Source organism: Blautia sp. BCRC 81119 (assembly GCF_003184505.1).
Lineage (GTDB): Bacteria > Bacillota > Clostridia > Lachnospirales > Lachnospiraceae > Blautia_A > Blautia_A fusiformis.
Genome location: NZ_QJHD01000015.1, coordinates 1 through 21,756, shown reverse-complemented (window position 1 = coordinate 21,756; position 21,756 = coordinate 1). Strand labels below are relative to the sequence as shown.

At 44.6% G+C, this 21,756-nt stretch carries 14 protein-coding genes; 13 read left to right on the top strand and 1 reads right to left on the bottom strand.

Going from position 1 to position 21,756, the window contains the following annotated elements; translation table 11 throughout:
- Positions 1–71 precede the first annotated feature (71 nt).
- The 3 genes from DMI82_RS10480 to DMI82_RS10470 all read left to right on the top strand — a co-directional run bounded on the left by DMI82_RS10480 (position 72) and on the right by DMI82_RS10470 (position 4,186).
- Positions 72–1,439 carry an MATE family efflux transporter gene (locus DMI82_RS10480; protein WP_110103261.1) on the top strand — a complete coding sequence of 456 codons (1,368 nt, stop codon included), beginning with the start codon at positions 72–74 and terminating at the stop codon, positions 1,437–1,439.
- A gap of 235 nt (positions 1,440–1,674) precedes the next feature.
- A complete protein-coding gene (locus DMI82_RS10475; protein ID WP_146207149.1) occupies positions 1,675–2,277 on the top strand; it encodes a hypothetical protein in 603 nt (200 codons plus the stop codon).
- A 40-nt stretch (positions 2,278–2,317) separates the two neighbouring features.
- Positions 2,318–4,186, top strand: a complete 1,869-nt coding sequence (locus tag DMI82_RS10470; protein ID WP_110103259.1) for a GHKL domain-containing protein — start codon at positions 2,318–2,320, stop codon at positions 4,184–4,186.
- Here the strand turns inward: DMI82_RS10470 and DMI82_RS10465 are convergent.
- Positions 4,125–4,853 (bottom strand): LytR/AlgR family response regulator transcription factor, encoded by a 729-nt coding sequence (locus tag DMI82_RS10465; protein WP_110103258.1) that lies wholly within the window; start codon positions 4,851–4,853, stop codon positions 4,125–4,127. The genes DMI82_RS10470 and DMI82_RS10465 overlap by 62 nt on opposite strands.
- A gap of 456 nt (positions 4,854–5,309) precedes the next feature.
- Between DMI82_RS10465 and DMI82_RS10460 the strand changes: the two genes are divergently transcribed.
- The 10 genes from DMI82_RS10460 to DMI82_RS10415 all read left to right on the top strand — a co-directional run bounded on the left by DMI82_RS10460 (position 5,310) and on the right by DMI82_RS10415 (position 21,382).
- Positions 5,310–7,145: an ABC-F family ATP-binding cassette domain-containing protein gene (locus tag DMI82_RS10460; protein WP_022427037.1), complete on the top strand. Its 1,836-nt coding sequence runs from the start codon at positions 5,310–5,312 to the stop codon at positions 7,143–7,145.
- 230 nt (positions 7,146–7,375) lie between these two features.
- On the top strand, positions 7,376–8,422 hold the full coding sequence (gene plsX / locus DMI82_RS10455; RefSeq protein ID WP_059085900.1) for a phosphate acyltransferase PlsX: 1,047 nt from the start codon (positions 7,376–7,378) through the stop codon (positions 8,420–8,422).
- Positions 8,423–8,470: 48 nt separating this feature from the next.
- A complete protein-coding gene (locus DMI82_RS10450; RefSeq protein WP_110103257.1) occupies positions 8,471–8,719 on the top strand; it encodes an acyl carrier protein in 249 nt (82 codons plus the stop codon).
- Positions 8,709–9,389, top strand: a complete 681-nt coding sequence (gene rnc / locus DMI82_RS10445) for a ribonuclease III (protein WP_021652555.1) — start codon at positions 8,709–8,711, stop codon at positions 9,387–9,389. Before DMI82_RS10450 ends, rnc begins: the two co-directional genes overlap by 11 nt.
- 13 nt (positions 9,390–9,402) lie before the next feature.
- Positions 9,403–12,963, top strand: a complete 3,561-nt coding sequence (smc, locus tag DMI82_RS10440) for a chromosome segregation protein SMC (protein WP_110103256.1) — start codon at positions 9,403–9,405, stop codon at positions 12,961–12,963.
- An 18-nt stretch (positions 12,964–12,981) separates the two neighbouring features.
- On the top strand, positions 12,982–13,920 hold the full coding sequence (gene ftsY, locus DMI82_RS10435) for a signal recognition particle-docking protein FtsY (RefSeq protein WP_015525230.1): 939 nt from the start codon (positions 12,982–12,984) through the stop codon (positions 13,918–13,920).
- Between the two features lie 6 nt (positions 13,921–13,926).
- The gene (gene ilvA / locus DMI82_RS10430) at positions 13,927–15,138 is read left to right on the top strand and encodes a threonine ammonia-lyase (protein ID WP_015525229.1); all 1,212 of its coding nucleotides are present in this window, start codon (positions 13,927–13,929) and stop codon (positions 15,136–15,138) included.
- A 107-nt stretch (positions 15,139–15,245) separates the two neighbouring features.
- Entirely contained in the window at positions 15,246–17,084 is a 1,839-nt protein-coding gene (glmS, locus tag DMI82_RS10425; RefSeq protein WP_022427034.1) for a glutamine--fructose-6-phosphate transaminase (isomerizing), read from the top strand.
- A gap of 383 nt (positions 17,085–17,467) precedes the next feature.
- The gene (locus DMI82_RS10420) at positions 17,468–19,321 is read left to right on the top strand and encodes a DNA cytosine methyltransferase (protein WP_110103255.1); all 1,854 of its coding nucleotides are present in this window, start codon (positions 17,468–17,470) and stop codon (positions 19,319–19,321) included.
- A 252-nt stretch (positions 19,322–19,573) separates the two neighbouring features.
- A complete protein-coding gene (locus tag DMI82_RS10415; protein WP_044962146.1) occupies positions 19,574–21,382 on the top strand; it encodes a Na/Pi cotransporter family protein in 1,809 nt (602 codons plus the stop codon).
- Positions 21,383–21,756 lie beyond the last annotated feature (374 nt).

Sequence of the window (21,756 nt, the reverse complement as noted above, 5' to 3'; positions counted from 1 at the left end):
TGCGAAAAGAGTCTGGTATGCTGAGATAAGTATACCGGCTTTTTTTATACTCTGGGGGGAAATAAAAAAATATGAAACAGAACAAGAATCAGAAAAATACCGCCGTGAACCAGATCACAGAGGGTGTGATCTGGAAGCAGCTTCTGATATTCTTTTTTCCGATTTTGTTTGGAACTCTGTTCCAGCAGATCTACAATACTGCCGATACAGTTGTAGTAGGCCGCTTTGTGGGAAAAGAAGCATTGGCAGCAGTAGGAGGCTCATCCAGTATGATCGTGAATCTCATCGTAGGTTTTTTTGTAGGTTTATGTTCCGGTGCGTCTGTAGTGATTTCTCAGTTTTACGGAGCGAAAGACCACAAAAACCTTAAAAAAGCACTTCACACATCCATGATCTTCTGCCTGGCTGCCAGTATTATTGTGGGAACAGCAGGTTTTATCCTGGCTGAGCCGATCCTTCACCTGATGAAAACACCGGCAGAAGTAATACCGGATTCTGTGTTGTACCTGCATATCTATTTTGCGGGAACATTTTTTAATCTGGTCTATAATATGGTATCCAGTATCTTAAGAGCAGTGGGGGATTCCAAAAGACCGCTCTATGTGCTGATCATTACCTGTTTGTTGAATATTTTGCTGGATGTTGTATTTGTAGTGATCTTCCATATGGGAGTCCTCGGTGTTGCACTTGCAACAGTCAGCTGCCAGGCAGTCAGTGCCATCCTTGTAACCTGGTTCCTGATGCGCGCAGAGGATATTTATCGTCTGGAATTTCATGAGATTCGTTTTGATCTCCGGTCTTTTGGGGCAGTTCTCAGGATTGGACTTCCGGCAGGACTGGAATCGGTGATGTATAATATTGCCAATCTCACCATTCAGATTTTTGTCAATGAACTGGGGACTGACACAGTGGCAGCCTGGGGAACTATGGGAAAGATTGATGCGGTGTTCTGGATGGTCTGCAATGCTTTTGCCATCTCAATTACCACCTTTGTGGGACAGAATTATGGTGCCGGAAAATACCACCGCATGCGAAAAAGTGTCCGCGTCTGTATGGTGATGTCATACATTTCGGCGTTTATTGTAAGCGGAGCACTTATCCTGTTCGCAAATCCGATCTACCATTTGTTTACAACCGATCAGGTGGTTGTAGACATTGGGGTGCATATGATCCGTTTCCTGATTCCGTCTTATGCCATTTATGTTGTGATCGGAATTCTTTCCGGAGCGCTGCGCGGTGCCGGAAGAGTACTGGTTCCGATGATCCTGACCTGTGGAGGAGTCTGTCTTTTACGTATCATCTGGTTGTTTGCCTTTGTAAGATCTCATCCGGGGATCGAAAGTATCATGCTCAGTTATCCGGTGTCCTGGATAATTACTGCGGTGCTGTTTGTCATCTATTATTTCCGGCGATTTCCAGGTATGCAGAAAAAGAAATAACGATATATGAAAAGGTGCTGATTCTGTGCAATAGCAGTGATCAGCACCTTTGTTTTGTTCGAAAGATGTCGATTTATTACGTATAGATTTGATTGCCTGAAAGCTGAAAAAGAGGTATTCTGGATGCAGATAGATGAAACATATGTAATGGGGATGACCAGATATGTATAATTTGCAAAAAACAATACGATATGGTTTTTGGTTGATACTTGAAGTTATTGCGCTGTGTGTCGGTATGATTTATAGCGCGAGAACTGTACGGGCTGAACCCGAAGTACAGCAGCCGGCCAGAAAGGTAACAGAAGTTGTTACTGAAAAATGGACTGTGATCAGTGGAAAACGTCTGGATCTGATCCTGAAATATATGGGAGATATAAATTTTGAAAAAGAAGGAATCAGTCTTCGTATCCCTGCTTCTGTGGCACAAAGTTGGAAGGTAGCAGAGAATGGTACAATACAGGCACTGGTACAAAAGGTTTCCAATCATTCATATGAAATAAAGATCTATAAAGGCACTCAGAAGATCACGGATATTCCGGGGAGCCGGATCATGATACCGGTAAAAGAGATGTTTCCCAACGGAGGTCCGGAAACTATGGAAATTACGGATTCCCGAGGAAGAAAACTAAAGACATTCCTGGATAAAAAGCAGGATCTTCTGATCGTTGACACGGACGAGACAGGAATCTTCTGCGTAAGAGGTCGGAAAATAGATGATATAGAAGAGAATCCTTTTGCAGTGGTAGTCCTGACGACAGCAACAATGATAACAGTGCTGATCGTAGGAATCCGAAGCAGATCCGGAAAGCGAGGTGACAGTCATAAAGGAGAAAAGTAGGCAATGGACCCTGATCTTTGGACTTACTGTGGTGTTATCTATGACTGCTTTTTTTATGATGTATCTCATAAATAATGAATATACAGCGAAAGGCGAGCAGCCCATTCAGGGAATCCTTTGTCTGGATGATAAAGATGCGGCGGCAAAGCTACATTATCTTGCCAGGGAATGGCAATATTTTCCGGGAAAGCTGCTTACACCTGAGATGCTGAAAAAGGATCCAGGATATTACAGTTGTTATATTTCGATCGGAGAACGTAATGAAATGGAACTGGGGAATAAAGAGGCTTCTACGTATGGATGTGGGACATACCGGATGTTTCTGATCCTGCCCGAAGAGGAAAAAATCTGGGCTATATCTATGGCGGAGGTTTTTTCCGCATACCGAATCTATATCAATGGAGAACTGGCCGGGGAAGTAGGGAATCCTGACGAAAAAACCTATATGGACCGGGTCATGAACCGTGTTTTTACGTTTCAGGGATCCGGGGTTGTGGAGATTGTCATAGCAGTAGCAGACAAAAGCCATATCAGATCCGGAATCCAGGCTATTCCGGTTTTGGGATCTCCGGTCCGTGTAAGCATACAGAGAGGACTGCGGGTACTCGGAAGCGGCTGTGCCATTGCGTTCTGTATCTGTATCATGTTTGGGACTCTTATGGTACATGTCAGAACCAGGACAAAAGAATTTGCTATTTTTAATCTGGTCTGTCTCTGTGTGGCAGGATATTCGTTATGCTCCCTGGTACATAATTTTTTTCTTCTTCCCACAAGGCCCTGGTATGCCCTGGAAACTATGATCTATTATCTGATCCTTTCCTGCATGATCCGGCTTGAGGATTGTATTATAGGAAAAAAAAGGGGCATATATCTGTTTCTTTTGATCGATCTCTGGATCGTAGTAGCTTTCTTTCTGGAGATTTTTGCGGATATACTTCCTTCAGCCAGGCTTCTTTATGATGTTGTCTGGATCAGTGAGGCAGTCAAATGGGTGGCAGCGATCTATATGCTGCTCAATACTTTTGGAGAAACAGATTGCAGATATGGAAAGATCGTTTTGGTGGGAACAACGATTTATGCCTGTTCCCTTGTGGCAGATCGGATAGGGTATCTTTATGAGCCGATTTTGGGAGGAGGTTTCCCGGAGACAGGTGGGCTGATACTGACAGCTGCGTTTGGCTGTGTTCTGTGGAGAGACCTGTCAGAAGCATATAAGATCAGTCTGACTTATGAGGTATATAGTCATCAGACTGAACTTCGTCTCCTTGCCCAGAAAAATCATTACGACCGATTAAAAGAACAGATGGAAGAAACCAGCCGTGTCCGTCATGATATGCGTCAGCACCTTCGTGTTCTGTCTGCATTACTGGAACGTGAGCAGTATGGAGAAATGCAGAAATACCTTTGCCGGTATACCCGTGAATTCCAGGAACGTTTGACCTATCATTCTTACTGTAAAAATCAGGTTGCCGATGCGATCTTACATTATTATGAAGAACTATGCAGAAAAAACGGGATCGTTTTTCAGTGTCAGGTAGAGGCACCGGAAAAAACAGGGATCCAGGATACAGATTTTTGTCGTCTCTTTGGAAATCTTCTGGAAAATGCCATAGAAGCGGCACAGCTTTGTCCGAAAGGCAGTTCCAGATTTGTCCGTGTACAGATACGTACCAGAAATAATAAACTTCTTATAAAAGAAGAAAACAGCTGCACAGATCCCTTACGCAGAAATAAAACAGGATTTTTTTCAGGTAAGCATTCCGGACAGGGGATCGGAACTGCGTCGATCATGGAAATTGCGGCACGTTATGGAGGGTTTGCGGATTTTCAGTCTGAAAATGGCATTTTTAAAGCTGAGATATTTCTTCATCTGACGCAAAGAGATACTGAAGATAGGCTTTACGGATAGCAGAAGAGCCACGTTTCCGGATCTGGACGACCTCTCCGTTGTCCAGAAGGAAGCCTTCTTCAGAAGCTTCCTGTATACGGTCCATATTAACGACACAGCCACGGTAACAGGAGAGAAAATTGGGACAGTCCCGGATCTGCTCCTCAAATTTGTGAAAGGTAAGATAAGAACGGACCGGACCGGCGTCGGTATGAAGGCACACTGCATTTCGGAATGTATCTGCATATAAAATACTGCGCAGAGGGACCCGGATGGGAACCCGGTCAGAAACGACTTCAATGTAACGGGATGCCAGTAAATGCCTGGATTGAAAGGAATCCAGAATGGAACAGAGTTTTTCTGGCTGAAATGGTTTCAGAAGATAATAGGAGGCTCCTACATCATAGCTTTCCACAGCAAAATCACTGCTGGTAGTGACAAAAACAAGGATGCAGCTATCGGACTGTCTTCGGATCCTGCGCGCAGCTTCCATACCTGTCATTCCGTCCATATAAATATCCAGGAACAGGATCTGAAATTTTCCGGGCTGATAATCTTCAAAAAATTCTTCTGCGCTGAAGAAATGACAGATTTCTGCCCGGATCTGTTTTTTCTCAAAATAGGAAACAGCGATATTCTTCAGGGCTTCTGCATCCGTTGAGATGTCATCAATAATTGCAATATTCAAAATAATATAACCTCCGGTTTATAAAAGAGTAGTAAAAATAGTATATCATAACTTTTGTGTATATCCAATATCGGATTTTTGCCTGAAATGACGTATTGTGTAGAAAATTATCAGGAACGAACGTGCTTTTAGCAGATATTTAACATAAAAAATGTCATATTTCATGGAAACTGTCATTTTGTCACAGGTCTGTTGTCATTTCCTGCTATTTTTTTTACAATAGCGTCAAAAGATACGAAAGGCGGTGGATATACGAAAAATAAGGGCAGCAGCTGGCGACACCAGAAACTGTTGACCAAGATCCAGATAAAAAACAATCCTCCAAGAGGGCTGTACTTCCAGATTTGAGGTACAGCCCTTTCCCCTGTCATAACAGTGATTCTTGACGGAATCGTGGAAATTCGCTATCATGGAAATGATTTTTATATACTTTGGAAGAAAACGGAGAAAATGCGCATGAACATTCTTAATATAGAACATATCCACAAAATTTTTGGAGATAAGGTGATATTTGATGATATCTCCTGCGGCATCGATCAGGGAGAAAAAATAGGTATTATCGGTGTAAACGGAACCGGTAAGACTACTTTGCTCCGCGTGATCGCCGGAGAGGAAGAACCGGACGAAGGGCAGGTGATCACCCAGAACGGGATCCGGATCAGCTGGCTTCCCCAGACTCCGGAATTTCCGCAGCATATGACCATTCTGGACTATGTGGCAGAAGGCAAATGGCAGAAGGACTGGAGTACCGAAAGTGAGGCCAGACGCATGCTGAATACACTTGGTATTACCGATCAGAATATTAATATGGATAATCTTTCCGGTGGTGAAAAGAAAAGAGTGGCGCTGGCAAGGATGCTTTTAAATCCGGCTGACATTCTGATCCTGGATGAGCCTACCAACCATCTGGACGGAGAAATGGTCATATGGCTGGAAGATTTTCTCCGGAATTTTCGTGGGACGGTGATCATGGTCACTCATGACCGTTATTTCCTGGATCGTGTGGCAAACCGGATCCTGGAGATCAGCCACGGAAAATTATATTCCTATGCAGGAGATTATTCCAGATTTCTGGAGCTGAAAGCGCAGAGAGAGGAAATGGAGCTTGCCAGTGACCGGAAGCGCCGCAGTGTACTTCGGATGGAACTGGAATGGGCAGCAAGAGGCTGTCGTGCCAGAAGTACAAAACAGAGAGCAAGGCTTGACCGTTTGGAAGCACTGAAGGCGGGAAAAACCCCGCTGAAAGAGCAGAATGTGGAAATGGATTCCATTGAGACCCGTATGGGAAAGAAAACCATAGAGTTTCATCATGTAAGTAAAACCATCGAAGGTCGTCTTTTGATCAATGATTTTGATCATATTGTTCTTCGTGATCAGCGTCTCGGGATCATCGGACCAAATGGCTGCGGTAAGTCCACACTTCTTAAAATGGCAGATGGACTGATCTTGCCGGATTCCGGAGAGATTCAGATCGGAGAAACGATCCGTATTGGGTATCTTGCCCAAAACGTTCCGGATATGGATGGAAGACAGCGGGTGATCGATTATATCCGTGAGGTGGCGGAATATGTTCCGACAAAAGAAGGAAGGATCACAGCTTCCCAGATGCTTGAGAGATTTCTTTTTGATCCGGCCATGCAGTACACTCCGGTGGAGAAGCTTTCCGGAGGTGAGAAGCGAAGACTGTATCTTCTGAAGGTTCTGATGGAGGCGCCAAATGTTCTTCTTCTTGATGAGCCCGGAAATGATCTTGATATTCCCACCATGACCATTCTTGAGGACTATCTGGATTCTTTTTCCGGCATCGTGATCACAGTGTCCCATGACCGCTATTTCCTGGATAATGTGGTGAACCGTATTATGGCATTTGAGGGAGATGGCCGGCTTGTCCAGTATGAGGGCGGTTATACGGATTATCTGGAAGCAAAGGAAAGAAAGGGACAGTCTCTGGAAACGCGTTCAGATATGAATGGCGGTACAGTACAGGGAGAAACAGCTGAGCCTGAGAAAAAGAAATCCGCTGCAGATACCTGGAAACAGAACCGGAAACAGAAACTGAAATTTACCTATAAAGAACAGAAAGAATTTGACACTATTGACGATGACATCGCAGCATTGGAAGAACGTCTGGAGCAGATTGACAAAGAGATGGCTGCCAATGCCACAAATGCGGGAAAACTCAGGGAGCTTTCCGATGAGCAGCAGGAAATCCAGCAGAAGCTGGACGAAAAAATGGATCGCTGGGTATATTTAAATGATCTTGCAGAACAGATTGAAAATCAGAAAGAGTAAAAGATATTGACTTCTCAGGCAAAACTCTAGTATCATAAATAACGGTACGTTAACCGGATAAACTGCAAAGCAGTTATTCGGTTATGAGTAGGTAGCGAATGCGGATTTCGAATATCCGCTTAACTTTTGGTACTCTGCAATGAAAATCCTTATACGGATGTGTATGAGGATTTTCACTACAGTGTACCATATGCATTCCGAAAAGATTTCGGACAGAGAAAGGACAACATATGTCAGAAATGGTAAAAGTCGTTGTAGATGCAATGGGTGGTGACAATGCTCCCGAGGAACCGGTAAAAGCCGCAGTGGAAGCTGTGAAAGAAAAAGAGAACATCCAGGTCATCCTTACAGGAGTACAGGATGTGATCGAAGCAGAGCTTCGGAAATACCCGGATTATCCTAAGGACAGGATTCGTGTGGTGCATGCGTCTCAGGTGATCGAGACTGCGGAACCTCCGGTCATGGCTATCCAGAAAAAGAAAGATTCCTCTATTGTAGTGGGATTAAATCTTGTAAAAAAACAGGAGGCCGATGCCTTTGTTTCCTCCGGAAGCACCGGTGCGGTACTGGTAGGAGGCCAGGTGATCGTAGGCAGGATCCAAGGAATCCGGAGACCACCTCTTGCTCCGCTGATCCCTACGGCAAAGGGCGTTTCCCTTCTGATCGACTGTGGTGCCAATGTAGATGCGAGACCAGATCATCTGGTACAGTTTGCGCAGATGGGTTCCATCTATATGGAAAATGTAGTGGGTATTAAGAAACCAAGAGTTGCTATCGTTAATAACGGTGCTGAGGAAGAAAAGGGCAATGCGCTGGTAAAGGCTACCTTCCCTCTGTTAAAAGCATGTAAGGATATCAATTTCATCGGAAGTATTGAGGCGAGAGATATCCCGTCAGGTTATGCAGATGTAGTAGTCTGTGAAGCTTTTGTAGGAAATGTGATCCTCAAGCTTTATGAAGGTGTTGGAGCTACTCTGATATCTATGATCAAAAAAGGTATGATGACAAACATTCGCAGTAAAATGGGAGCTCTGATGGTAAAACCTGCTCTTAAGGAAACCTTAAAATCATTTGATGCCAGTGAATATGGCGGAGCACCGCTTCTTGGTCTGAAAGGTCTTGTGGTCAAAAGCCACGGAAGTGCCAAAAGCGTAGAAATCCGTCATGCGATCTTTCAGTGCGAGCAGTTTAAGGAAGAGAAGATCAATGAAAAGATCGAGGAGTTTATAGCAGCTGAGCAGAAAGCACAGGCAGAAGAAAAAAGCGAAAAAAAATAAAACCGGGATTGCCGGAAATATTACAGACAGAACAGGAGGCGAACAGTCGTGGAACTGGAAATGCTGAAGACCATCATCGAAAAAACTCTGAGAAGAAATATGGATGCCATTACAGAAAAAACTACCTTTGTGGATGATCTGGGAGTGGATTCTCTGGATTTTTTTCAGATTCTTATTGATCTGGAGGAAACTTTTGATGTTCGTATCGCCCCGGAGGAAGCCGAGGAGATCGTTACTGTCGGCGATGCAGTGGAGACTCTTCGCCGAGTAACGAAGGGAAGAAGAAATGGAAAATAATTTAAAAAAGCTGGAGCAGACTATCGGATACCAGTTTACCGCAAAATCTTTACTGGAGCAGGCAATGACACACAGCTCCTATGCCAACGAAAAACACCTTGGAAAGCTTGGATGCAATGAGCGTCTGGAGTTTCTTGGAGATGCAGTGCTGGAGCTGATCAGCAGTGATTTTCTGTACAAAAAATTCCGGAATAATCAGGAAGGTGAGTTGACCAAGAAACGTGCCAGCATGGTATGTGAAAAGAGTCTTGCCTACTGTGCCAGAGAATTCGGGCTTCCGGAGTTTATCCTCCTTGGAAGAGGTGAGGAAATGATGGGCGGTCGTAAAAGAGATTCCATCGTTTCTGATGCCTTGGAATCTCTGATCGGGGCTATGTATCTGGACGGTGGATTTGAACCGGCACAGGCTTTTGTTATGAAATTTATCCTGAACGATCTGGAGGATAAGAGGATTTTTTATGACAGCAAGACAGTGCTTCAGGAAATGGTACAGGAAGGCGGAAATCATCCGGTGGAATATCGTCTTCTGAAAGAAGAGGGACCGGACCACAGCAAGAGCTTTACTGTGGAGGCGCTGATCAATGGAAAAAGTATGGGAACCGGAACCGGCCATACAAAAAAGGCAGCAGAACAGGCTGCAGCCCTAGAGGCAATACGCAGTATAAAATAACAGCAGGTGGCCAATGTATCTGAAAAATATAGAGGTGCAGGGATTTAAATCCTTTGCACAGAAAATAAATTTTGAATTTCATAACGGGATCACCGGCATCGTAGGACCTAACGGCAGCGGAAAAAGTAATGTTGGTGATGCAGTCCGCTGGGTTCTGGGAGAACAGAGCGCCAAGCAGCTTCGAGGCGGGAATATGCAGGATGTTATCTTTTCAGGAACGGAGCTTCGCAAGCCTCTGAGCTTTGCGTCCGTGGCTATTACACTTGATAACAGCGATCACAAGCTCCCGGTGGATTTTGAAGAAGTAACCGTTACCAGAAGACTGTATCGTTCCGGTGAGAGCGAATACCGCATCAACGGCAGCTCCTGTCGTTTAAAGGACATCAATGAGATGTTCTATGATACCGGTATCGGAAAAGAAGGATATTCCATCATCGGACAGGGTCAGATCGATAAGATCTTAAGTGGAAAACCCGAAGAACGCCGAGAGCTTTTTGACGAGGCAGCCGGGATCGTCAAATTTAAAAGACGAAAAAATACCACACTGAAGAAGCTTGAGGAAGAACAACAGAATCTGGTCCGTGTCACGGACATCTTAAGTGAGCTGACCAAGCAGCTGGAACCGCTGGAACGTCAGTCTGAGACTGCAAAAATATATCTGGCAAAAAGAGAAAATCTGAAAGAGCTGGATATAAATATGTTCCTCCTGGAATATGAACACACCGGAAATCTGATCCGCGAGCTGGAAGAAAAAACCAGGATTGCAGAAAATCAGTTAAAAGAAGCCCAGAATGCTCATAGTCGTACCAAGGATGAATATGAACGTCTGGAAAAAATACTGGAAGAGCTGAATGAGCGGATGGAGGCGTTGCGGGAAGAAAGCCGGGATCGTGCTATCCGTAAACAACAGCTGTCCGGTGAGATCAATGTTCTTCATGAACAGATCCTGGCAGGAGAGCAGAATGACAGTCATTATCGCAGCCGTCTTTTAGCAGTTCAGGAAGATACGGAGAAAAAATCTGCAGACCAGGAAGCTCTGGAAGAGCAAAAAGTAGATCTTCAGGCAAATTTACGGGAGATCGACAGAAAACTTGCTGACGAGCAGAAAAGAATGGATAATATCCAGAGCAGCATCGAAGAATGCACCCAGGCAGTGGAAGATGGTAAGAATGAGATCATTGAGATCCTTAATTCCCGTGCAAACACCAAAGGTAAGGCACAGCGTTTTGATGCCATGAAGGAGCAGTTGGATATCCGGAAAGCAGGAATCAGTCAGAGGATCCTTTCCCTGAAAACCCAGGAAGAGGAGCAGCAGTCTGCGATCGATCAGGCACAGAAGGAATACGACACTATCACGAAGGCCATTCAGGAAACCAGAGAAGAAGGCAGCCGTCTTACAAAAGAGATACATGCCATCCAGGAAACCCTTAAACAGCAGAATACACAGCTGGAAAAGGAACAGACGTCCTATCATAGAGAGGCATCCAGACTGGAATCCCTCCGCAATATCACAGAACGTTATGATGGATATGGAAACAGTATCCGCCGTGTCATGGAACAGAAGAATCATGTTCCTGGGATCCGTGGCGTAGTGGCGGATATCATTCACGTTGAAAAAAATTATGAGATTGCTATTGAGACAGCTCTTGGCGGAAGCATTCAGAATATCGTTACGGATAACGAGCAGACTGCTAAGCAGATGATCGAATTCCTGAAGAAAAACCGGTATGGTCGTGCGACTTTTCTCCCGTTAAACAGCATTTCTTCAAGAGGCGAGTTTAATCAGAGAGGTGCTTTGAACGAACCGGGAGCTATTGGTCTTGCCAGTGGCCTGGTAACTGCAGAGAAGGAATATGACGGTCTGATCGGATATCTTCTTGGCAGAGTGCTGGTGGTGGATCATATCGATCATGCTATTGCCATTGCCAGAAAATACCGACACAGTATCCGTATGGTAACGTTGGAGGGAGAATCCTTAAGTCCAGGTGGTTCCATGACCGGTGGAGCTTTTAAGAACAACAGCAATCTTCTTGGGCGTCGTCGTGAGATCGAGGAACTGGAAAAGAAGGTAAAAGAGCTGGCAGCCGGGTATAATGAGATCCGACAGTCCATGGAAGATAACCGCAGCAGAAGAAATGAGATGCGTGATACTGTGGCGGCGCTGCAGCAGAAATTTCAGGAACAATCCATTCAGCAGAATACAGCCAGGTTGAACATTGAACAGCTGGAGAAAAAAGCGGAGGAGATCCGCGGCGGTTATACCAGGATCGAGAGGGAGCAGGAGGAGATCCGTCTTCAGGCAAGAGACATGCAGGCAGATAACATAAAGATCACGCAGGAACTTGAAGCATCCAAAAGGGATGAGGAAGAGCTGGAAACGTTTATCGAGACCCGGCAGAAGGAGCTGGAGGACTGGAAAAAGGACGAAGCGGAGACTTCAGAGAAGCTGGAAAGGATCCGTCTTGACGCATCTGCATCCCAGCAGAAGGAAAGCTTCATAAAGGAAAATCTGCGGCGCCTGAAAGAGGAAATCGAAGTTCTTTCGAAAGAGAGGGAAGAAATTCTGGATTCTCTGGAAAAAGGTAGCCAGGAAACTGCAGAAAAGAGAAAGACGATCGACAAGGTCCGTAAGGAGATCGAAGGCTTTGCCGCAAAAGAAGAGGCGGCTGCAAAACAGCTGGAAAAATGGCAGCAGGAAAAGGAAGAGCGCACAAAAAGCCATAAGGAGTTTTTTGAAAAGCGTGATGAGCTGTCTGGCCAGATCAGTCTTCTGGACAAAGAATGCTTCCGACTGAAGACTCAGGCAGAAAAGATCGAAGAGAACCGGGAAGCAAGGATTTCCTATATGTGGGAAGAATACGAGATCACTCCGAATAATGCCTTGCAGTACAGGAAAGAAGAAATGAATGACAGGCATGTGATGAAGCAGCAGATCCATAAATTAAAGGACGAGATCCGAGCTCTTGGCTCTGTCAACGTCAATGCCATTGAGGATTACAAAGAACTTCTGGAACGGCATACGTTCTTAAGCGGTCAGTACAACGATCTTTTGGAAGCGGAAAAAACGCTGGAACAGATCATCCAGGAGTTGGATGAGGGCATGCGGAAGCAGTTTAGCGAAAAATTCGGAGAGATCCAGAAAGAATTTGATAAAGCCTTCAAAGAACTGTTCGGCGGAGGCCGGGGAACTCTGGAACTTGCGGAAGACGAGGATATCCTTGAGGCAGGGATCCGGATCATTTCCCAGCCGCCCGGAAAAAAACTTCAGAATATGATGCAGCTTTCCGGTGGAGAAAAAGCACTGACAGCCATTGCACTTCTTTTTGCTATCCAGAATCTGAAGCCTTCACCATTCTGTCTTCTGGATGAGATCGAGGCTGCACTGGATGATTCCAATGTAGGACGTTTTGCGGGATATCTTCAGAAGTTGACGAAGAACACACAATTTATTATAATAACACATAGACGTGGTACCATGAATGCAGCAGACAGGCTTTATGGAATTACCATGCAGGAAAAAGGGGTATCCACGCTGGTATCCGTAGATTTAGTAGAGAACCAGCTTACCCAGTAGCAGAGGGGATGAATCAGTATGGCAGAAGAAAAAAAGGGATTTTTTAAACGTCTGGTAAGCGGACTTACCAAAACGCGAGACAATATCGTTGCCGGCTTTGATTCCATTTTCAGCGGTTTTTCCAGTATTGATGATGATTTTTATGAAGAACTGGAAGAGATCCTGATCATGGGAGATATCGGCATTAACGCAACCACCTCTATTCTGGAGCATTTAAAGGAGCAGGTTGCTGAGCAGCATATCAAGGAGCCGTCCCAGTGCAAACAGCTTCTGATCGACAGCATCAAAAAACAGATGCAGGTAGAAAGCACAGAATATGAGTTTGAGAACCGGAAATCCGTGATCCTTGTGATCGGTGTCAATGGAGTAGGTAAGACTACCTCTGTAGGCAAGCTGGCCGGTAAATTAAAGGATCAGGGAAAAAAGGTCATCCTCGGAGCAGCAGATACCTTCCGTGCGGCAGCCGGGGAGCAGCTGACACAGTGGGCCAACCGTGCAGGCGTTGAGATCATCGGCGGCCAGGACGGAGCAGATCCGGCATCTGTTGTCTATGATGCAGTGGCAGCAGCCAAAGCCAGAAATGCAGATATTCTGATCTGCGATACCGCAGGAAGACTTCATAATAAGAAAAACCTTATGGAAGAGCTTCGCAAGATTTACCGTATTCTGGAACGTGAGTATCCGGAAGCATATTTGGAAACGCTGGTAGTTCTTGACGGAACCACGGGCCAGAATGCGCTTTCCCAGGCAAGACAGTTTGCCGAGGTCGCAAACGTTACCGGAATCATTCTTACCAAACTTGATGGTACAGCCAAGGGCGGAATCGCAGTAGCGATCCAGTCTGAGCTTGACATACCAGTAAAATACATCGGAGTAGGCGAAAGTATCGATGACCTGCAGAAATTTGATGCAGACGCATTTGTAAACGCCCTCTTTGACGTAGAAGAAAGGAGCTAAATACAAATGCTTACATTAGAGAGCTTTGAGGAAGCGGCAGCAAAAGTAAAAGAAGTGACACAGGAAACAAAGCTGATATACAGCAGTTATTTCTCAGATATGACGGGAAATAAGGTTTATCTGAAGCCAGAGAATATGCAGCGTACCGGTGCATATAAGGTGCGTGGCGCATATTACAAGATCAGCACACTTTCTGACGAAGAGAGGAACAAAGGTCTGATCACTGCATCTGCAGGAAATCATGCCCAGGGTGTTGCTTATGCTGCACATAAATATGGAGTAAAAGCAGTCATTGTCATGCCAACTACCACACCACTGATCAAGGTAGAGCGCACCAAGAGTTACGGTGCGGAGGTTATCCTTCACGGCGACGTGTATGACGAAGCCTGCGCACACGCACTTGCCCTTGCAGAAGAAAAAGGATATACCTTTATCCATCCATTTGACGATCCGGCAGTAGCAACCGGTCAGGGAACTATCGCCATGGAGATCGTACAGGAACTTCCGCTTGTAGATTACATTCTGGTACCGATCGGAGGGGGCGGACTTGCTACAGGTGTCTCTACACTTGCGAAGCTTCTGAACCCACACATCAAAGTCATCGGTGTTGAGCCGGCAGGCGCAGCATGTATGAAGGCATCCCTGGAGAAAGGGGAGGTCGTAACGCTTCCTCACGTAAATACTATCGCAGATGGTACTGCAGTACAGACTCCGGGAAAAAATATCTTCCCATATATCCAGGAAAATCTGGACGATATCATTACCATCGATGATGATGAGCTGATCGTGGCTTTTCTTGATATGGTAGAAAACCACAAGATGATCGTAGAGAACTCAGGACTTCTTACTGTAGCAGCTCTCCGTCATCTGGATGTAAAGAATAAGAAGATCGTTTCCATCTTAAGCGGTGGAAATATGGATGTGATCACCATGTCATCGGTTGTACAGCACGGACTGATCCAGCGTGACCGTATCTTTACCGTATCCGTACTTATTCCGGATAAGCCAGGTGAACTGGTACGTGTTGCAAGTGTGATCGCTGAAAATCAGGGTAATGTTATCAAACTGGATCATAACCAGTTTGTAAGTACCAACCGAAATGCAGCCGTAGAACTTCGGATCACTATGGAAGCATTCGGAACAGATCATAAGAATCAGATCGTTGCAGCTCTGGAAAAAGCGGGTTGCAAACCGAGAGTGGTACGTGCTATACTGTAGGACGTGTTATATTGCAATAACTGAAACTTCTGACCGGACTGTTGCATATGATGTAACAGCCCGGTCTTTTGCGAAAATACCTGCATAGACAGAAAGGACAGATAAATATGTGTGGAATTGTAGGATTTACAGGTAGACACCAGGCAGCTCCGATCCTTTTAGATGGACTCTCCAAGCTGGAATACAGAGGATATGATTCTGCTGGAATCGCCGTACGTGACGGCGAGGACGAGACGGAAGTGATCAAAGCCAAGGGAAGACTGAAAGTTCTGTCAGAAAAGACAAACGGCGGAGAGACTGTACCGGGAACCTGTGGTATCGGTCATACCAGATGGGCAACTCATGGTGAACCTTCTGAGAACAATGCACATCCGCATATGACAGACGACGGTAATATCGTAGCAGTCCACAACGGCATCATTGAGAACTATCAGGAACTGAAAAATAAGCTCACCCGTAAAGGCTATACTTTCTATTCTGAGACCGATACCGAGGTAGCAGTCAAGCTGATCGATTATTATTACAAGAAATATGAGGGAACACCGGTGGATGCCATCACACATTCCATGGTACGTATCCGTGGTTCCTATGCCCTTGCGATCATGTTCAAGGATTATCCGGGTGAAATATATGTAGCCAGAAAAGACAGCCCCATGATCCTTGGAGTGGCAGAAGATGAATCCTTTATCGCTTCTGACGTACCGGCGATCCTGAAATACACCCGCAATGTATATTATATCGGCAATCTGGAGATGGCGCGTGTGAAAAAAGGCGAAGTCACCTTCTACAATCTTGATGGAGATGAGATCGAGAAAGAGCTGAAAACCATTGAATGGGATGCAGAAGCAGCGGAAAAAGCCGGATATGAGCATTTCATGATGAAAGAGATCCATGAACAGCCAAAGGCAGTACTGGATACGTTGAATTCCGTGCTCAAGGATGGAAAGATCGACCTCAGTGAAGTTGGCCTGGAAGAAGAAAGCATCCGGAACATCCAGCAGATCTATATCATAGCCTGCGGCTCCGCTTATCACGTAGGAATGGCAGCACAGTATGTGATCGAGGATCTTGCACAGATCCCGGTAAGAGTAGAGCTCGCTTCCGAATTCCGTTACCGAAAAATGGCCCTTAACACCAACAGCCTTGCAGTGATCATCAGCCAGTCCGGTGAAACAGCAGACAGTCTTGCAGCACTTCGTAAATGCAAGGAAAATGGTATTCGTACACTGGGAATCGTTAATGTAGTGGGATCTTCCATTGCACGTGAGGCTGATAATGTATTTTATACTCTGGCCGGACCGGAGATTTCTGTAGCTACTACCAAGGCGTACAGCACACAGCTGATCGCAGCTTATACACTGGCGATCCAGTTTGCAATGGTAAGAGGAACGATCACAGAAGAAGCCTACAGCAATTATATCAGTGAACTGCAGACACTTCCGGATAAGATCTGTAAGATCCTGGAAGATAAGGAACGTATCCAGTGGTTTGCCTCAAAACAGGCAAATGTAAAAGATGCTTTCTTTGTAGGAAGAGGAATTGATTACGCTATCAGCCTGGAGGGCAGTCTGAAGATGAAAGAGATCAGTTACATTCACTCTGAAGCCTATGCTGCCGGAGAGCTGAAACACGGAACGATCTCCCTGATCGAAGACGGGACTCTTGTGATCGGTGTGCTGACCCAGCCGGATCTCTACGAAAAAACAGTCAGCAATATGGTTGAGTGTAAGAGCCGCGGCGCCTACCTTATGGGCCTGACCACATTTGGTAATTACAATATCGAGGATACCGCAGACTTCACCGTCTACATCCCGAAAACAGACCCGCACTTTGCAACATCCCTGGCAGTGATCCCGCTTCAGCTTCTGGGCTACTACGTAAGCGTAGCCAAAGGACTGGATGTGGATAAACCACGAAATCTGGCGAAGAGCGTGACAGTGGAGTAAAAAATATATATGGACTATAGAGAAAGCCTCAGAGTATGTATATGCGAAAATACTCTGAGGCTTTTTTATAAAATCTTTACGCAAAAATAGTTTCATGGTATCATATAGACATATGATGCTGTGAAATTATTTTGCTTTTCAGGGGATATTAAGAAGGGGTGACGGGTACATGCTTATGCCGGTAGTGCCAGAGAGGAGATTGAACTGAAACCAGAGTGCCCGGACAGCCATAGAGCAGATAAAGGAGAAAAATTATCCGGAGTCTTTACAGAAATGTACAGGGAATATCCTGGCTTGTGGGGATCAATTATAACAAACCAATCAACAGTGGTAAGCTTTTGGAGCTGCTGTCACAGTACAAATAATAAGATAGGAAAAAATATATGAAGAATACAGTGGTGATCTTTAATGCCGGTATCGGTGCGCTGACTCTTGGTTTTCAAAATGCCGGTTATGAGATTTTGAAAGCATATGAGCCGGACAGAAAAGTGATAGAGATCTATCAGGAAAATATAAGTCAAAATGTAACTGCATGCAGCCTTTCTTCCATAGATCCTGCCACAGTTCCGGACAGTGATGTCTGGGCTTTTGATCTGACGCAGTCGAAAGCAGAAGAGGTGTTTTATAGTTTGACCCTGGTGCAAAGAAGACGACCGCCGGCCATTCTTTTTGTTATGAAAAAGCAATTATGGAAAGGGTTCATAAAGGAGCACATTTTTCAGCTGCAAGAATATGGATACCATATCACGCATAAAAATATCCAGAGTTCGGAGGTTACTGCATTTCCGCTGCGGGAAGAATTTGCATATATTGTTTCAAAAAGAGTGAATGCTTCGGATATGATCATGCCGGTGCAGGTCCATAAGAGTAGTATCCTGTTGGATGGCTGGGTGGAAATGAATCCACAGGATTCCTGGTATTACAGAATTGATTTTGCGAAAGAGAAGATTGATGCTTCGCATGCCGGTGACAGCGTTTTGTGTTGGGAAAAAGGCGGTTATCGGGAATCCGGGCAGGTTCGTCTGAATCTGATAAAAATGCCGCTGATCCGTATCCATGGCGTCTATCATAAGATCACACACAAAGAAATAGCCAGATTAAAGGGATTTCCGGAAGATTTTCCACGTTCTGTGCCAAACAAAAGCCGGATGTACAGAAGCCTGATATATGCGCCGAACATAAAAGTGACAGAACAGGTCGTTCGCAATCTCTGCGTAGAACCCTATATAAATTCAGAGGGTGATGTGCAGATGAAAAACTGGGAAAATATGGCCCGCTTTAAGCAGCTTTTTGAAAAATACCTTACATATAAAGGGGTTTCTTTCCAAAGCGATGAATGGGTCTTTATGACCAGAATGTACAGTGATTCCAAAGAAATCGCTACACTTAAACGGTTGCAGAGTTATAGCCGTCTGGTTGGAAAAGCAGTGTCAGATCAGAAAAAGGATCTGCCATTACAAAATATCTGTGTAGTGGCGAATCTGGTCTCTGATGAGACTAAGAGAAAGTACGAAGAGGCGAAGCTTGGATATGTCTGGGACATCCGAAATGTGCTGTGGCTCTTTGAGGACTATCCGGAACTGAAGAACGAACTGATCTCGATTCTGAATTATTCGGTGGAAAACATAGAACCGGAGAGACCGGAGCCTTTTATCTTTGAGGAAAGCAGCCAGATGGAGAATACGGATCCGGAATCGGTTGCTGACAGCTATATAGCGCAGTTAAAAGTGTTGGAGACCGGTAGTGCAGCTTTCAAGAAATATGAGGAACTTTGTGTTTCTATTCTGAAATATATCCTTGGAGAATATCTGACTTTGTGGGAGCAGCAGAAGACAACAGAGGAAGATCTGTATCGTTTTGACATGTGCTGTAAGATCAAAAACGGGGTGACACAGGATTTTTTTGACACGATCTGTAAGTATTTTTCTACGAAGTATATCGTGTTCGAGTTTAAAAACTATGAAAAGCCTATTACTCAGAGGGAAATTTACACTACAGAAAAATATCTGTACGAAAAAGCTCTCCGTAAAGTTGCGATCATTATTTCCAGAAAAGGAGCGGATAAACATGCGAAAATGGCTGCACGGGGAAGTCTACGGGAAAGCGGGAAACTGATCATCTGCCTGTCCGATGAAGATTTGAAAGCGATGCTCCAGATAAAAAAAGAAGGGGAAAAAACAACGGGAGGGTATTTGGAAGATATTTTGGATGATATGCTGATGCGCCTGGAAAAATAGAAAATTTTGTGAAAAATCACTCAAAAATCCCCATTTCGAGGGCAGAGTTTTGGAAGATAATCCGCTGCCTTCGAATTTTTTTATTTTCGAAATAAATCTGTTGTTGTAATATGGAAATTGATGTGGCATAATAAATGGGAAAATGTTAAAAATAAGAAAAATCCAGATTAAGGAAATGTAAAGTCGCATTTTCAGGATAACATGGCTCCTGACAGGTTATGACAGGAAGCGAGTATGACAAAGGAGAAAATTATGGCAATTTTTTCAATGATCTTATCTTTGTTGTGTGGAGTATCATTATTTTTGTTTGGTATGTCCCTAATGGGCGATGGTCTGAAGCTGGCAGCAGGTAATAAGCTGGAAGCATTTCTTTATAAGATGACCAATACTCCGCTGAAGGGTGTCGCACTTGGTACTGGTGTTACCAGTGTGATCCAGTCGTCTTCTGCGACGACAGTTATGGTGATCGGTTTTGTAAACTCCGGTATGATGAAACTGAAACAGGCGATCGGTATCATCATGGGAGCCAATATCGGAACCAGTATTACTGGCTGGATCTTATGTCTTTCTTATATTGAAGGATCTAATGGAATCGCTAGTGTTCTTTCCACAGCAACTATTTCTGCTGTTGTGGCTGTAGTTGGTATTATTTTCCGTATGTTCTGTAAGCGTACCTTACATAAGAACGTGGGAAATATCATGCTTGGTTTTGCGATCCTGATGACAGGTATGCAGATGATGAGTGGTGCGGTATCTCCATTGCGTGAGAGTCCGATGTTCATCAAGATGCTGACTATGTTTTCCAATCCGATCGCAGGTATTCTCGTAGGTATCGCTTTTACTGCGGTACTCCAGAGTGCGTCTGCAACAGTCGGTGTGCTCCAGGCTCTTTCCGTAACCGGTATCCTGACATTTGCAAGTGCATTTCCGATCGTTCTTGGTATCGGTGTTGGTGCTGCATGTCCAGTTCTGATCTCAGCCATCGGAGCAAATAAGAACGGTAAAAGAACGGCTCTTGTATATCTGATCAATGACCTGTTTGGTCTGATTCTCTGGTCTGTGATCTTTTATACCGTGAATGCGTTTGTACATTTTACATTTATGGATATGACCATGACACCGGTAGCGATCGCACTTTTGAACACAGTTTTCCGTCTGGCAACGGTTATCGTGCTGTTCCCGTTTATTTCAAAGATCGAGAAGCTGGTATGCTGGCTTGTTAAGGATAACAAAGAAGATCTGGAAGATGAGGCAGACTTTGATCTTCTGGAAGAGCGTCTTCTGAATTACCCGGCCCTTGCTATCGCACAGTGTCACCGTGTAATGAACGGAATGTCCAAGAAGCTCCGTAAGAATGTCAACAGAGCCATGAATCTTCTGAATGATTATCAGCAGGATAAGTATGATAAGGTTCAGCGAAAAGAGGATCTGATCGACAAGTATGAAAGTCGTCTAGGAGAGTATCTGATCCAGCTGACAAAGAGAGAGATGAATTCTGCACAGACAAGACAGACTTCACTGTATCTGCATACGATCAATGACTTTGAGCGTATCGGTGATCATGCTTCTTACATTGCTCATATGTCCAATGAAATGCATGATAACCATACGAATTTTTCACAGGAAGCCTGGGATGAGCTGAATGTTGTTATGGAGGCAGTTCGTGAGGATATCAATATAACCTGCAATGCTTTCATGAAAGATGATAAAGAAATGGCACAGAGAGTAGCACCTCTCGGAGCTGTGATCACAGGACTTTGTGATGTACTGAAGATGCGTCATGCAGAGCGACTGAGCCAGGGCAAATGCGGACTGGAAGAGGGAACGGTATTTAGTGATATCCTTAACAGTTTCTGTCGTATCGCAACTCACTGTGCAAGTGCTATGGTGGCACTTATGAAGAGCGGAGAGACAGGATCTGATCTTCATATTCACGATTCCAAGATCTATCCCACAAACAGTGCGGACTACTACCAGTATTTCAAGGAATACGGACAGAAATATGATATTGGAAATCAGGAAGGCCATATGCTCAGCATGGAGCCGGAAGAAGTAGAATAAGAAATTCAGGCAGCGGAAATGTAGATATTCCGTTGCCGTTTTTGTTAGGGATTTGCCCTAACAATGAAAAAAGAAGGGGCTGTCGCACTAATTTTTTAGTGCGACAGCCCCTTTGTACTGAGGTGATTATAGTTCAGAGAACAAAATATGTCACTCCTCTATTTTTCATTACTTTTTGTAAAAATCATATAATTGCTGATAATTAGTAATAGGGGTTATCAAAATACAGATTTCATGATATGATAAACCTATCAGAGTAAGCGTCAAATAAAACAGTGTATAGAAAAATAACCGTCAGCCTTTTATACTAAAAGGTCAACGGTTATCGACAGAATTCTTTTACAAGAGGATTCCAAGGCAGATAATCATCCAGA